This is a genomic window from Streptococcus oralis (genome assembly GCF_026782085.1).
GTDB classification, from domain to species: Bacteria; Bacillota; Bacilli; order Lactobacillales; family Streptococcaceae; genus Streptococcus; species Streptococcus oralis_DA.
Genome location: NZ_JAKUVW010000004.1, coordinates 1,091,806 through 1,106,204, shown reverse-complemented (window position 1 = coordinate 1,106,204; position 14,399 = coordinate 1,091,806). Strand labels below are relative to the sequence as shown.

The window sequence follows — 14,399 nt, the reverse complement described above, 5'->3', positions numbered from 1 at the left end:
ATATAATAGAAGAAAATGGAGGATAGAAAATGTCTAAAGTAAGATTGTATTTGGTCCGTCATGGGAAAACGATGTTTAACACCATTGGACGTGCTCAAGGATGGAGTGATACACCTCTGACTGCAGAAGGTGAGTTGGGAATCCATGAACTGGGAATTGGCTTGAGAGAGTCTGGCTTGCAGTTTGACCGCGCTTATTCCAGTGATTCAGGTCGCACTATTCAAACCATGGGAATTATCCTAGAAGAACTTGGACTACAGGGGAAAATCCCTTACCGCATGGACAAGCGCATCAGAGAGTGGTGCTTTGGTAGTTTTGATGGGGCCTATGATGGGGACCTCTTTATGGGATTGATTCCGAGAATTTTCAATGTAGACCATGTTCATCAGTTGTCCTATGCAGAACTAGCAGAAGGTTTGGTAGAGGTTGATACTGCAGGCTGGGCTGAAGGTTGGGAAAAACTCAGTGGTCGAATCAAGGAAGGCTTTGAAGCGATTGCTAAAGAAATGGAAGAACAAGGTGGGGGTAATGCCCTCGTTGTGAGCCATGGAATGACGATTGGTACCATTGTTTATCTGATCAATGGCATGCATCCGCATGGTCTGGATAATGGTAGCGTGACGATTCTTGAATATGAGGACGGTCAGTTTAGCGTAGAAGTTGTTGGTGACCGTAGCTATCGAGAGCTCGGACGTAAGAAGATGGAAGAGCCCTCTATTTAGTCAAAATAGAACTGCTTGCCATAAACTAGAGATTTGGTAACCATATAAACATAAGAAAAAAACAGCCGAGGGATATCCTTTTGGCTGTTTTTGATAGGGGAAAACTAGAGGGTAATGCTATTGTTTTTAGAAATTTTCATAAATAGTAATAATGAAGTAACTGTCAAGACAGTGAGGATAGTTGACAAAGCAGCCGCCACGCCATAATTTCCACGAAGTACTTCAGTGTAGATAGCTACAGTCATTGTTCTAGTCTTAACATTGTATAAGAGAATTGAAGTAGAAAGTTCTGAAATCATCGTTACCCATGATAGGATTGCCCCTGAGATGATACCTGAAAGCATCATTGGGGTGGTGATTTTAGTAAAGGTATTAAGACGACTACTTCCTAAACTTTCTGCAGCTTCTTCAATGCTCGGAGAAATTTGTTGCAAGCTAGCTACTGAAGATCGAATAGTATATGGGAGTCTTCTAACAGATAAGGACATGATCAGGATAAAGGCTGTTCCTGTAATCATAAGGAAGCCACTTCCGAAGATTCCTGTATTGAATGAAGAGATAAATGCAATACCGAGAACAGTTCCTGGTACGATATAAGGTACCATACTAAGACTATCGATTAGATTCGTAAATAGGTTGCGTTTACGAACAGCAAGGTATGAGATGAAGGTTGCAAATAAAACAACGAGAATCAAGGCAAGTAGAGGGATGCGAATGGTATTGAAAATAGCAGACCCCATACGGTTGAAGGCTGTTTTATAGCTATTTAATGAGTATCCATTAACAAATACCATACCTGATGTTTTAAGGAATGATGTATAAATCAAGTAAACTTGAGGTAAGACAGAGAATATAATAATACCATAAACAGTTACATAAATAGCAGCCATCTTTCCTTTTGTCGTTTTCTTAGGTTCGATTGGATGAAGCGAGTTCATACTGAAGCTGAAACGATTTGAAATATACTTTTGGATGAGGAAGATAGCAAGGGCGATTGTAATGGCCATGATTGCTAAGGCAGATGCGAAAGCCGAGTTGCCTCCAACTTCACTGATAAACTGAGTATAGATTAATACTGGGAAAGTACGATATCCCTCACCAATCAGCATCGGAGTACCGAAGTCTGAGAAAGCTCTCATAAACACTAGGAGCGCTGCTGCTAGTAAAGTTGGGACTAGAAGAGGTAAAACGACTGTTACAATTCGTTTAAAGCCGAAAGATCCCATGCTTTCAGCAGCTTCCAAGAGGGAGTTGTCAATACTCTTCATGGTTCCAGCTACGTAAAGGAAAACGAGTGGGAAAAGTTGGAGTGTAAAGACAAGTACAATACCTTTAAAGCCATAGATATCAAAAGCGGGCAAATGGAGTGTGTTGGTTAGAAATTTTGTAATAACTCCGTTTCTACCAAGAAGTAGAATCCAAGAATAGGCACCTACAAAGGGAGCTGACATGGATGCGATGATAATCAAGATTTGCAAAAATTTCTTCCCCTTGAAGTCATACATTGAAAATAGATAAGCTAGCAAGGTACCAACAACGACAGAAGTAATTGTTGCAGTTACAGAAACTTTAAAACTATTAATGAGTGTCTCAGAATAATAAGATTTGCTAAAGAATGTAACAAAATTTTCTAAAGAGAAGCTACCTTCATTTACCAGTGCTTGCTTTAGTACAGTCACAATTGGGTAGACCAAGAAAACCAAGTAGGTAAGGAAAATGAAGAAGGAAGATCCAGTCCATATGTTTAGTTTTTTACGCTCCATGGCTGACTCCTTTTATGAGATTTCGCGAACCGTCTTCAGAGAAGACATTGAGTTTTTGAGTATTGATTCTCAAACGAACACAATCTCCTTTTTCTAAATCTTCTTCGAATGTTGATTCTTCACTTACTTGAAGTTTTGGAGCAAATCCAGTTTCAATGAAGTATTCAGTGTTAAGCCCAAGGTAAACACTGTCAGTGATTGTTCCATTGATTGGACCATTTTCATCACGGATAAATTCTTCAGGACGAATGCTAACACGGATGTTTTGCTCGTCAACTTGATCAAGAGTTGGCATACGAAGAGAATAGCCGTCTTCAAAGACTATGTAAGCTCCGTCAGCTTGTTTTTCTAGACGAGCAGGGATTATATTTGTTCTACCAATAAATGTTGCAACAAATTCATTTGCTGGTTTATGGTAAAGCTCTTTGGGACGACCAATTTGTTGAATAACACCGTCTTTCATAACAGCAATTTGGTCAGAAATGGCCATGGCTTCTTCTTGGTCATGAGTTACGTAGACAGTTGTAATACCAACTTCGTGTTGGATTTCTCGGATAGCTTGACGCATATCTAAGCGAAGTTTGGCATCTAGGTTACTTAGAGGTTCATCCATAAGGAGAACGCTAGGATTAACAGCTAAAGCGCGTGCTAAGGCAACCCGTTGTTGTTGACCACCACTAAGTTTATCTGGTCTACGATCAGCGTACTGAGCAATCTGCATCAACTCAAGGTATTTGTTAGTTTGTTTTATGAGCTCCTCTTTTGGAACTTTTTTCTGCTTGAGTCCAAACGCTACGTTATCACGCACTGTCAAATGTGGGAAAATCGCATAGTTTTGGAACACCATTCCGATGTTACGCTTGCTAGGTTCCATGTTATTAATTTTGGTATCATCGAAGTAGAATTCTCCTCCTTCGATGCTGTTGAACCCAGCAATCATACGAAGCAAAGTTGTTTTCCCGCATCCTGAAGGCCCAAGGAGAGTGAAAAGGCTTCCCTTAGGAATTGTAACATTTAAATTTTCGATAACGGGCACATCATTGTAAATTTTCTTAGCATTAATAATTTTAATCTCGCTCATAGTCAACCCCTATTACTGTTTAGATTGGATATCTGTAAAGATTTCGTTGTATTTCTTAACAATTTCTGATTTGTTTTTGATGACATAGTCATAGTCTTCAGTTAGTACTTTGATTTGTTCGATTGGTTTCATATTTTCGCTAGTTTTAGCATTTTTACGAACAGGACGGTTAGTAGTTGTAGTACCTAGAGTATCTTGTACGTCTTGAGAAATGATGAAATCGATAAATTTCTTAGCATTTTCTTTGTTTTTTGCGTTTTTTATAATAGCAGCACTCGCTGGTAAGAAAACAGTTCCTTCTTTTGGATAAACAACTTTAATGTTAGCACCGTCGTTTAAAAGTTTAACTGCAGGATCTTCATATGAAAGACCAACAGCCATTTCTCCATCTGCCACTGCTTTATAAACACCAGATGAACTTGAACCGATTTTACCATTAATTAATGTGAAGAGATCTTTTACATAAGTCCAAGCCTTGTCATCTGCATAGCCCCCCTCAGCTTGTAACATGTTTGTTAGTTGAGCAAAAGCACTAGAAGAGTTAGCAGGGTCAGCTGTTGCAATTTTTCCTTTGAGCTCTGGTTTGATAAGATCGCTATATCCTTCGATATTCATACCCTTAGTCAAGTCTGGATTTACAATCAATACACTACCATCTAATGTGTAAGGAGTTGAGTAACCAGTTGTATTTTGATATTCTTTGATTACATTTTCGTTTTCTGGAGAAACGTAATTTTCAAAGAGTTCTCCGTGAGTGGCATATTGAGTATAGGAACCACCAAAGATGACATCTGCTACAGGTGCTTCTTTTTCAGACTCTAACTTTTTAAAGAGCTCACCAGTTCCTGCTTGAATGAGTTCAACTTTAATACCATATTTTTCTTCAAAAGCAGGAATTGTTGCACCAATTAAACCTTCTGAGTTTGGTGAATAGACTACAAGAGTGTCACTTCCACCGTTTCCGGTTGCCTTATCTCCTGAAGTGTCGTCAGAAGAGCAGGCAGTCAGCCCTAGAATAGCAAGTCCACAAGCAGCAAAATACATCCATTTCTTTTTCATGATGGATACCTCCAAAGTTTTTATTATATCTATTGTAAAAGAATGTAAGCGTTTTTAAAACCCAAAATTCTATCCTAATAGGGGAAAATTCTCTACAAAAAAAGAAGAATAGTGTCTATACTATTCTTCCAATGGTTTTTAATTCTTTTGGGGAAATATGAAAGTATTTCTTAAAAACTTTCCCAAAATATTTATAGTCTGAAAATCCCACTTGTTCAGCAATTTGGCTAAGTGGATAGTCAGGATGTTGGATTATTTTTTCAACCGCTTGTTTTAATCTATACTGTAGAATATACTCATTCAAGGTAATTGGAAAATCTTCTTTGATAATTTTATATAGATAACTTTCGCTATAGCCTAAATTTTCTGCAATGGTAGAAATGGTAAAGTGTTCGGAATAGTGCTGGTGTACAAATTCGAGAATTTGTTGAATCAATTGGTTTTGAGGATTGATTTTTTGAAGAGAGGTGACAAAGGTCTGATAATCTTGCAAAAATGGATTGTTTTGATGTTGATTCATCTGAAGACGCAGTGTTATTTTTTCTAGACACTTTGTTAATTCAATGACGTTTATGGGTTTTGATAGGAAGTCTACAGCTCCAAATTGCATAGCTTTTTTTGCATTTTGGAAATCATCATAGCCAGATAGGATTACTTTTTCATAGGAAATAGACTGTGTGGCTTCAAACATCATGAAGGCATCCATGATAGGCATGGTGATATCTGTCAGTACAATATGTGGTTTTAGTTTTTGAATTAGTTCCATTCCTTCTTGTCCATGACTAGCGGTTCCTACGACTTGAATACCTAAGGTAGAGTAGTCTACAGCAATCTCAAGCCATTTTCGAATTAAGTGCTCGTCTTCGACAATGATTAGCTTAAACATGTGTTCTTCCTTTCGTGACAAATTTAACAAACGTTTCACCTTTAGGATTTACTCCTAAATCCAATTCGACATTTTCAAAGAAGTTATTCAATCGTTTGTAACTATTGACAATACCGTGTTGAGTATGTGGACTGTTCAGGGATTCTAGGATATGTAGGCGTTCTTGTTTAGTTAAACCACCGGCATTATCCATAATGATAAAGGTTAGCTCTTCCTGATTCTGAGTGATTTTGATAGAGATGGAAAGATCTATACGATACTGCCTTCCGTATTTTAGAGCATTTTCTACAAGCGGTAATAGGAAAAGTTTTGGGATGACTTGTGAATATAGTTTTTGAGAATAGTCAATATGATAAGAAAATTGTTCAAAGCGAATTTGGTGAATTTTTAGATAAGCTTCGATAATTTCTAAGTCCTTCCCAAGAGTCGATTCTTTCTCTAATTCAGTTACACTATATCGCAGGATGCGTGTGAGATTTTGAATAAGGTCTTGAGTAATACTAGCATCAATCATACTCGTGATTTTAATGGTTTCCAAGGTATTGTATAGGAAGTGAGGATTAAACTGAGCTTCTAGCATTTTTCTTTCAAAAACCCATTTTTCCTTTTCAATGGTCAACATCTTTTGATGAAGCTCATCTAACTCCTGTAGCATATTGTTAATTTTCTCAGCTATCAGTTCAAATTCATCCCCCGTATGGAGCCTGAGTTTCTTTTCTTTTTTCTTAGGAATTGCATGTAATTGAAAGACTAAACTTTCAATAGGACCAGCATTATGAGTTGCGATTTTATGGGCGATTCTCCTAGCCTGCCAAAAATATAATAGAAAGATACAAATTGTTAGTATGGAAGCAAGGCTAAGTAAACTAGGAATAGGAAAGAATGATTGGAAAGTGAAAATTGAAAAAATTGAATCAACTTTACGTCTTTCGATCAGTAGTGGATTTTCAATGAACCAATGTGTTTTTGAACGGAGCGATTTCTCATCAAATTTTTCCAGAGTTGATTGTGTAAATTGATTAGTATTACTAGAGTATATATTACCAAAGGTATCTGTGATGACGTATTTTGAATTAATTAAAGGGATACTTGATACGAAGTCATTCTCATTAACAAAAGAAATACTGTAAGCTATTGCTCGTTGATTTTGAATTATGGGCATAATAAAGACAGCATAATGCTGCTTATCCATAGATAGAGCAACTTTTTCTGAAATGGATCCTTGGGTAGGATTTTGAATTAATAATTTTAAATAATAGGGAGCTAAAAGAGTTTCTTTATGATTGCGATTAGTGCTAAATAAAAGTTCGCCAGTATCATCGAGAATGACAAAATCAGAACTGAGTTTTAGTTGAGCTTTTGTTTCATAAAATAGACTAAACAATTCTCTGTCAGTGTGTTTACCTTCTATAAATTCTGGAACCATCTTTTTATTCATAGTTTCCAACAATTCATAATTCGCTTGTTTCATGTCATGAACATGTTGAGCAATTTGTTGAGTATCTTTAGCTAGTTGTTGTTTTTGTAAAAAATAGGAAAACCCAAAAAGAAAAATTAGTAATAAAAGAGAAGATATAAAAGCTGCTATGGAGCTTCTATGTAGAATTTCTTTTTGAAGAGATCTTTTAAAGGAATGAGACATCCGTTACCTCCTTTAGAAGGGGTTTCTGTTATAAGTATAGCAGTTTAAAAATTCTAGAGCAAGGTAAAATAGAAAAGTGTAGAATAGAACGAGACCAAATTCCCCCAAAAATGGTATAATAGTAACATCACAAAATTGGAGAGAGACCATGAGTTTTTACAATCATAAAGAAATTGAGCCTAAGTGGCAGGGCTACTGGGCAGAACATCATACATTTAAGACAGGAACAGATGCATCAAAACCGAAGTTTTATGCTCTCGATATGTTCCCATATCCGTCTGGAGCGGGTCTGCACGTAGGACACCCAGAAGGTTATACAGCAACCGATATCCTCAGCCGTTACAAACGTGCGCAAGGCTACAATGTCCTTCACCCAATGGGTTGGGATGCCTTTGGTTTGCCTGCAGAGCAATACGCTATGGATACGGGGAATGACCCAGCAGAATTTACAGCGGAAAACATTGCCAACTTCAAACGTCAAATCAACGCGCTTGGATTCTCTTACGACTGGGATCGTGAAGTCAACACAACAGATCCAAACTACTACAAGTGGACGCAATGGATCTTCACCAAGCTTTATGAAAAAGGTTTGGCCTATGAAGCGGAAGTACCAGTAAACTGGGTGGAAGAATTGGGAACAGCCATTGCCAACGAAGAGGTTCTTCCTGACGGAACTTCTGAGCGTGGAGGCTATCCAGTTGTCCGCAAACCAATGCGCCAATGGATGCTCAAAATCACTGCTTATGCAGAACGTCTGCTTAACGATTTAGATGAACTTGACTGGCCAGAGTCTATCAAGGACATGCAACGCAACTGGATTGGTAAATCCACTGGTGCCAATGTAACTTTCAAAGTGAAAGGGACTGACAAGGAATTTACCGTCTTTACTACTCGTCCGGACACGCTTTTCGGTGCGACTTTCACTGTTTTGGCTCCTGAGCATGAACTAGTAGATGCCATCACAAGCCCAGAGCAAGCTGATGCAGTTGCGGCCTACAAACACCAAGCTAGTCTCAAGTCTGACTTGGCTCGTACCGACCTTGCTAAGGAAAAAACAGGTGTATGGACTGGTGCTTATGCCATCAACCCTGTCAATTGCAAGGAAATTCCAATCTGGATTGCCGACTATGTTCTTGCGAGCTATGGTACAGGTGCGGTAATGGCTGTTCCAGCCCACGACCAACGTGACTGGGAATTTGCCAAACAATTTGGCCTTCCAATCGTAGAAGTGCTTGAAGGTGGAAACGTTGAAGAAGCTGCCTATACTGAAGATGGTCTTCATGTCAATTCAGACTTCCTAGATGGCCTTAACAAAGAAGACGCTATTGCTAAGATTGTGGCTTGGTTGGAAGAAAAAGGTTGTGGACAAGAGAAAGTTACTTACCGTCTTCGCGACTGGCTCTTTAGCCGTCAACGTTACTGGGGTGAACCAATCCCAATCATTCATTGGGAAGATGGAACTTCAACAGCCGTCCCTGAAAATGAATTGCCACTTGTCTTGCCTGTAACTAAGGACATCCGTCCTTCAGGTACTGGTGAAAGTCCACTAGCTAACTTGACCGACTGGCTTGAAGTGACTCGTGAAGATGGTGTCAAAGGTCGTCGTGAAACAAATACTATGCCACAATGGGCTGGTTCAAGCTGGTACTACCTCCGTTATATTGACCCACACAATACTGAGAAATTGGCTGACGAGGATCTCCTCAAACAATGGTTGCCAGTAGATATCTATGTAGGTGGTGCGGAGCATGCCGTTCTTCACTTACTTTATGCTCGTTTCTGGCACAAATTCCTCTATGACCTCGGTGTTGTTCCAACCAAAGAACCATTCCAAAAACTCTTTAACCAAGGGATGATTTTGGGGACAAGCTATCGTGACCACCGTGGAGCTCTTGTAGCGACTGACAAGGTTGAAAAACGTGCCGGATCCTTCTTCCATGTGGAAACAGGGGAAGAGTTGGAGCAAGCACCAGCCAAGATGTCTAAATCCCTCAAGAACGTTGTCAATCCAGACGACGTGGTGGAACAATACGGTGCCGATACCCTTCGTGTCTATGAAATGTTTATGGGACCACTTGACGCTTCCATCGCTTGGTCAGAAGAAGGTCTTGAAGGAAGTCGTAAATTCCTAGACCGTGTTTACCGTTTGATTACAAGTAAAGAAATCGCTGCGGAAAACAATGGTGCTCTTGACAAGGTTTATAACGAAACCGTTAAATCTGTTACTGAGCAAATCGAGTCCATGAAATTCAACACAGCCATTGCCCAACTCATGGTCTTTGTCAATGCGGCTAACAAGGAAGACAAACTCTATGTGGGCTATGCCAAAGGCTTTATCCAATTGATTGCCCCATTTGCACCTCACTTGGCAGAAGAACTCTGGCAAACAGTTACAGCAACAGGTGAGTCCATCTCTTACGTGGCTTGGCCAATTTGGGACGAAAGCAAATTGGTTGAAGACGAAATCGAAATCGTCATCCAAATCAAAGGAAAAGTCCGTGCCAAATTGATGGTCGCTAAAGACCTCTCACGCGAAGAATTGCAAGAAATTGCTCTCGCTGACGAAAAAGTCAAAGCGGAGATTGACGGTAAGGAAATCGTGAAAGTGATTGCGGTACCTAACAAACTCGTTAATATCGTTGTGAAATAAGATAGGAATCCTTCAGAGTAGAATCTGGAGGATTTTTTATTTGACAGGAAGTTTTTATTTTGTTAATATGATTAACAAAGAAAAGAGAGATTATGGATAAAAAAGAATTTATTACATTTAATAATCGTTTCAATAGATTTATTTTAGCGTTTGACCAGTTAAAAAAAAATCAACATAAAAGTGGTGTTGACAAATCCATTACTTTGAATGAGGTACATTTGATTGTTGTGATTGGGAAAAATCAGCCCTTAAATCTAGTAAAATTATCTGAATTATTAGAAGTTTCGAGAAGTGCAATAACTCAAAGTGTTAGGAGATTAATTCAAAAAAATTTAGTTGTTTTTGATTTTGCTCCGAATAATGGGAAAAATAAATATTTGAGATTATCTGACAAAGGCATCGAAGTTTTTAAAATCCATAAGGAGCAACAAGCATATATTGAAAAATCGGTCTTTTCAGTTTTAAACAACTATAGCGAGGAGGAGCTTCAAACAGTTGTGAAATTGATGGATGATATTGAAAAGGTATGGGAAGAATTACCGTGGTAAAAGTCACGGTAAATTTTAAATTTAGTTGTTAAGTATATTAACAAAAGGAGAAGATATGACTGTAAACATTGAACTGATTTCACAAACTGATTTAGCAGATGAATCTTTTTATATTACTATCAATGGTTTAGAACCAAGGACAAGGTATTGTGTAGAAATGTACCTGTCTGATTATTACTGTATAAATGCTCCCTTACTTTTAGATCATGATGTCGTGTGGAAATCAACCGCAATTTTTTTATCTGATCAGGGCGGTATGATTGATACCTCTCAGACAGCATCTATTTCGGGATCTTATAAAGGGGTTTCAGAAATGGGCTTATTCTTTAATGTGAAGCCGCTGAAGAATAGGAAAAGGAGATTACCCAGTTCTCTTGATAGAATTCCTTTACGAGATTGTTTTGGTGTTGAAATTAAAATCAGGCTGGGGAAAGATGTGGTCGCGGAGCAAAGTTTTGTAAGGCGTTATATGAATTTGGGAATAAGGTATCGAGATATTTATGATAAGCATTTTCAAGGTCGATTATTTTATGATGAAAAGTTAAAAAAGGCGCCAGCCGTGATTACTGTTAGTGGTAGTGAGGGAAGAATTGAAAAAGCTCAGAACATTGCCCAACTTTTATCTTCTAGAGGCTACATTTGTCTTGCGATAGCTTATTTTGGTTTAGAGGGATTACCCCAAAACTTAGAACGAATTCCGATAGAATGTCTGGAGGAAGCGAAAGATTTTCTATGTCATCATCCTCAAGTTGATAATACAAAAATAGGAATATATGGTCGCTCTAAGGGAGCAGAGCTTGTTCTAGCTGGACAAAGTATTTTGGATGAAGTGCAATGTTTGGTACTCAATTCCCCTTCAAATGTAATATTTGAGGGAATAAAGGGAAAACTCAACTCTCATTCATCTTCTTGGACATATTTGCAAAAAGAACTTCCGTATCAAAAATTTCAACTAGGAAATTATTTGTTAAACAAGTTTTTTGGAAAACATATTCCTGAAGATAGTAGGGCTCAGATTGATGTGAGTAAAATTTCCTCTCCTTTATTATTACTAGGAAGCGATGTCGATGAAATATGGGATGCGTCATCCGCGATAGATGATATTATTTCACATTATAAAGGGAAATCCATTTTGTTTAAAAAATACCATGAAACAGGGCATATGTTGACGGTTGCTTATCAACCGAATCATCGTTATCGAAAAGATTGGCGCTTATTAATGAAAGAAAGTGTAGACTCTTGGTTTGCCACGATAAATTTTTTTGATACACATCTGAAAAATTTGTAGATAGTGCTAAACCGTGCTATAATAGTCCCAACTAAGATAAAAATACAGTTCTGGTTGGTAGTCCAGACGTAGGCAAGCCTATCAGTAACCTTCCTCCTTGGTTGTCCATTCTTAGGGATAGATTTAAGGAGGTGCTGTCGTGGAAATCGTTTCAATTGGCTTGACAGTTTATTTTGAAGATGGATTTTGGCATGGATTGTTTGAACAAGAGCGTGAGGGAACTTATCAAGTTTGTCGTGTGACATTTGGTCAGGAACCAAAAGAGGATGAAATTTTGAAACTTTTACAGACTCAGTTTGCTCGGTTATCTTTTAGTCCAGAGGCAACAGTCAAACAGCATGTGAAGATTAAGAATCCGAAGCGTTTGCAGCGAGCTGTAAAGAAACAGGTGAAGCAGAAAGTTTCTTCTAAGTCACAAGAGCTCTTGCAGTTGCAGTATGACGAACGAAAAAAGCATTCAAAACAACAGTCCAGTCTCCAAAAGCAACTGCTCAAGCAAGAGAAATTTGAACGCAAACAGCAAAAACGTAGAGAGAAGCACAAGGGGCACTAGTGACTCTCTCTTTCATAAAATAGAACAGCTCTTCTTGGATAACAAGAGCTGTTTTTGCTTGTATTGAAGATTTCTTTCCTAATAGATAGACTCATCGTTAATGGCAGTTTCAAATTCAGGACCATACTTGCTTCAAATTTAATCATATCCCATTCAGCATTTTCATTTTACTAGAAGGGAGTGTGTGCCATGATTTCTGATTCATTTTTTATTGTTTGGTTTAGCGAGAACAATACTATTGACTCTTGGATTTTTCTGCCGGATGCTATAAAACTCCTCTTTTATAGCGCATGTTTAAAAATATAATGTGTGGTTGTAAGTGTTTTTCAACATCCTCTAGTGATTCGATAGGAGAAAAACGGTTGCAGCCTGCTCTACTTTAATTTAACCCCCATTATTTTACCACTTGGCCTTTCATTTTAACTGCTTATCTCAAAAGTCGATTTTTCTTTCATTCTTTTTGTTAAACTAGTGTGGTTAAGAGGAGGAAAAAATATGATTTTACAAGCTAAACATTTGACTAAACGGTACGGCAATCATATGGCTGTCGATGATATTCAGTTAGAGTTTGAAAAAGGAAGTTTCAATGCTATTTTGGGACCCAATGGTGCAGGGAAATCAACCACTATTTCCATGTTAATCGGTTTGAAAAAGCCGACACAAGGTCAGATTCGATATGCGCCAAATACGAAAATCGGAGTGGTTTTTCAAGCCAGTGTACTGGATGAGATGTTGACGGTTAGGGAAAATCTCACGATTCGTGCTCAACAGTATAAGGAGATTGCAGCAAGTCGTGTGGATGATTTGATTCATCAACTGGGTTTGACTGCTTTCCAGAAACAACTCTATGGGACCTTGTCAGGTGGGCAAAAACGTCGGGTTGATATTGCGCGTGCTCTTCTTTCGCGACCAGATATTCTTTTCTTGGATGAACCAACGACAGGTCTTGATATTCAAACTCGCAAATCCATCTGGGATCTACTGTATCTACTACAAAAGGATGAAGGGATGACTATTATCTTAACGACTCATTATCTGGATGAAGCGGATGAAGCGGATCAGATCTATATCGTTGATCATGGGAAAGTGATTGCGCAAGGTTCTGCGACTGCTATTAAAAGTCAGTATGCATCTAATATCCTAAAAATTCGTTTTAAAGAAATGAAGGATTTAGAAAAGCTGCTACAGACTGGAATGACAGTAGAGGAAGAAAATGAGTTGGAATATCTTTTTTATCCAAGGACGTCACAGGAGGCCATTGAATATTTGGCAAAAGTTCGAGAAGAAATTGATTCTTTTGAGTTTCGCCCAGGTACTATGGATGATGCCTTTATTGCACTTACAGGAAGAGAGGTTCGCTAATGATAGCTTTATTGAAACGGAATTTTATCTTATATTTTCGTAATCGTTCGGGAGTATTTTTCTCATTATTGGGGGCATTGATTTCCTTCCTCCTTTATATCATTTTTTTGCAGAAGAATTTGACGGATTCTTGGTCCCAACTCCCTAATAGTACGAACCTTTTAAATAACTGGCTGATGGGTGGGACGTTGGCTGTGACTGGGATGACAACCAGTTTTACAGCTCTTAAACAAATGGTTCAGGACCGCGAAAATCAAGTGGATCAAGATCTCTTCTTGACAGATTTAGGTAACTGGGGCTTACAGGCGTCCTATCTAATCAGTAGTATTGTCATTTCTTTTGTCATGCAGGTGTTTATGTATGCTGTTATGAGTTTTTATTTTAAAGAGAGCCCAGTTATCAGCCATTTACCGGAAATTGCTTTGATTATGTTGTTAAGCAGTCTGATTTCAAGTTTGGTAAATGTTCTCTTGATTTACCGTTTTCAATCTGTAGATAGCCTTGGTAAACTAGCAACGATAGTGGGAACTGCTTCTGGATTTTTAGTAGGAACTTATATCCCCATTGGAGTATTACCTGATTCTGCACAGCTTTTCATGAAATGTACCCCTGCAACTTATATTGCTTCTCTCTATCGACAAGTCTTGATGAAAGAGCGGTTAGAGACCGCATTTTCAGGAAATAACAGTCTGTTACAGGAATTTCAAGAAAAAATGGGAATCCAAATCAACTGGCAAGAACTATTGACAAAGGAAGAAACATACTTTATAGTGGTTATTATCAGTCTCGTCGCTATTCTTCTTTGGATGTTATTTGTTAAAGTGTTTAGCAAGAGAAAATAAAGA

General features: G+C 38.2%; 12 protein-coding genes. 7 read left to right on the top strand and 5 right to left on the bottom strand.

Annotated elements, in window-relative coordinates:
- Nucleotides 1-29: 29 nt before the first annotated feature.
- Nucleotides 30-722 carry a histidine phosphatase family protein gene (locus MK395_RS07410; RefSeq protein WP_070695999.1) on the top strand — a complete coding sequence of 231 codons (693 nt, stop codon included), beginning with the start codon at nt 30-32 and terminating at the stop codon, nt 720-722.
- 104 nt (nt 723-826) lie between these two features.
- Here MK395_RS07410 and MK395_RS07405 read toward each other — a convergent pair whose 3' ends face one another.
- The 5 genes from MK395_RS07405 to MK395_RS07385 all read right to left on the bottom strand — a co-directional run bounded on the left by MK395_RS07405 (nt 827) and on the right by MK395_RS07385 (nt 7,153).
- Complete coding sequence (locus MK395_RS07405; RefSeq protein WP_049520527.1) at nt 827-2,485, bottom strand: ABC transporter permease; 1,659 nt, start codon at nt 2,483-2,485, stop codon at nt 827-829.
- The gene (locus tag MK395_RS07400; RefSeq protein ID WP_049520526.1) at nt 2,475-3,566 is read right to left on the bottom strand and encodes an ABC transporter ATP-binding protein; all 1,092 of its coding nucleotides are present in this window, start codon (nt 3,564-3,566) and stop codon (nt 2,475-2,477) included. The genes MK395_RS07405 and MK395_RS07400 overlap by 11 nt, the downstream gene beginning before the upstream one ends.
- A 12-nt stretch (nt 3,567-3,578) precedes the next feature.
- Nucleotides 3,579-4,625, bottom strand: coding sequence for an ABC transporter substrate-binding protein (locus tag MK395_RS07395; RefSeq protein ID WP_125457146.1), 1,047 nt, complete (start codon nt 4,623-4,625; stop codon nt 3,579-3,581).
- Between the two features lie 115 nt (nt 4,626-4,740).
- Complete coding sequence (locus MK395_RS07390) at nt 4,741-5,511, bottom strand: response regulator transcription factor (RefSeq protein ID WP_268711598.1); 771 nt, start codon at nt 5,509-5,511, stop codon at nt 4,741-4,743.
- Nucleotides 5,504-7,153 carry a sensor histidine kinase gene (locus MK395_RS07385; RefSeq protein ID WP_268711597.1) on the bottom strand — a complete coding sequence of 550 codons (1,650 nt, stop codon included), beginning with the start codon at nt 7,151-7,153 and terminating at the stop codon, nt 5,504-5,506. Before MK395_RS07385 ends, MK395_RS07390 begins: the two co-directional genes overlap by 8 nt.
- A gap of 148 nt (nt 7,154-7,301) precedes the next feature.
- Here MK395_RS07385 and leuS point away from each other — a divergent pair, with 148 nt between their 5' ends.
- From leuS to MK395_RS07355, 6 genes are all read left to right on the top strand, one after another.
- Nucleotides 7,302-9,803, top strand: coding sequence for a leucine--tRNA ligase (gene leuS / locus MK395_RS07380; protein WP_268711596.1), 2,502 nt, complete (start codon nt 7,302-7,304; stop codon nt 9,801-9,803).
- Between the two features lie 92 nt (nt 9,804-9,895).
- The gene (locus MK395_RS07375) at nt 9,896-10,351 is read left to right on the top strand and encodes a MarR family winged helix-turn-helix transcriptional regulator (protein ID WP_198459142.1); all 456 of its coding nucleotides are present in this window, start codon (nt 9,896-9,898) and stop codon (nt 10,349-10,351) included.
- 55 nt (nt 10,352-10,406) lie between these two features.
- The gene (locus MK395_RS07370; RefSeq protein ID WP_268711595.1) at nt 10,407-11,639 is read left to right on the top strand and encodes an acyl-CoA thioesterase/BAAT N-terminal domain-containing protein; all 1,233 of its coding nucleotides are present in this window, start codon (nt 10,407-10,409) and stop codon (nt 11,637-11,639) included.
- Between the two features lie 139 nt (nt 11,640-11,778).
- Nucleotides 11,779-12,192 carry a YjdF family protein gene (locus MK395_RS07365; protein ID WP_268711594.1) on the top strand — a complete coding sequence of 138 codons (414 nt, stop codon included), beginning with the start codon at nt 11,779-11,781 and terminating at the stop codon, nt 12,190-12,192.
- 495 nt (nt 12,193-12,687) lie between these two features.
- Nucleotides 12,688-13,554 carry an ABC transporter ATP-binding protein gene (locus tag MK395_RS07360; RefSeq protein WP_268711593.1) on the top strand — a complete coding sequence of 289 codons (867 nt, stop codon included), beginning with the start codon at nt 12,688-12,690 and terminating at the stop codon, nt 13,552-13,554.
- Nucleotides 13,554-14,396, top strand: a complete 843-nt coding sequence (locus MK395_RS07355) for an ABC transporter permease (protein ID WP_084943272.1) — start codon at nt 13,554-13,556, stop codon at nt 14,394-14,396. Before MK395_RS07360 ends, MK395_RS07355 begins: the two co-directional genes overlap by 1 nt.
- The last annotated feature ends 3 nt before the right edge of the window (nt 14,397-14,399 follow it).

What these genes read in the sequence shown, in the direction of transcription:
- MK395_RS07410 (WP_070695999.1), top strand. Translation starts at nt 30, where the DNA reads ATGTCTAAAGTAAGATTGTATTTGGTCCGTCATGGGAAAACGATGTTT.
- leuS (WP_268711596.1), top strand. Translation starts at nt 7,302, where the DNA reads ATGAGTTTTTACAATCATAAAGAAATTGAGCCTAAGTGGCAGGGCTAC.
- MK395_RS07370 (WP_268711595.1), top strand. Translation starts at nt 10,407, where the DNA reads ATGACTGTAAACATTGAACTGATTTCACAAACTGATTTAGCAGATGAA.
- MK395_RS07360 (WP_268711593.1), top strand. Translation starts at nt 12,688, where the DNA reads ATGATTTTACAAGCTAAACATTTGACTAAACGGTACGGCAATCATATG.
- MK395_RS07385 (WP_268711597.1), bottom strand. Translation starts at nt 7,153, where the DNA reads ATGTCTCATTCCTTTAAAAGATCTCTTCAAAAAGAAATTCTACATAGA.
- MK395_RS07400 (WP_049520526.1), bottom strand. Translation starts at nt 3,566, where the DNA reads ATGAGCGAGATTAAAATTATTAATGCTAAGAAAATTTACAATGATGTG.
- MK395_RS07375 (WP_198459142.1), top strand. Translation starts at nt 9,896, where the DNA reads ATGGATAAAAAAGAATTTATTACATTTAATAATCGTTTCAATAGATTT.
- MK395_RS07355 (WP_084943272.1), top strand. Translation starts at nt 13,554, where the DNA reads ATGATAGCTTTATTGAAACGGAATTTTATCTTATATTTTCGTAATCGT.
- MK395_RS07405 (WP_049520527.1), bottom strand. Translation starts at nt 2,485, where the DNA reads ATGGAGCGTAAAAAACTAAACATATGGACTGGATCTTCCTTCTTCATT.
- MK395_RS07390 (WP_268711598.1), bottom strand. Translation starts at nt 5,511, where the DNA reads ATGTTTAAGCTAATCATTGTCGAAGACGAGCACTTAATTCGAAAATGG.
- MK395_RS07395 (WP_125457146.1), bottom strand. Translation starts at nt 4,625, where the DNA reads ATGAAAAAGAAATGGATGTATTTTGCTGCTTGTGGACTTGCTATTCTA.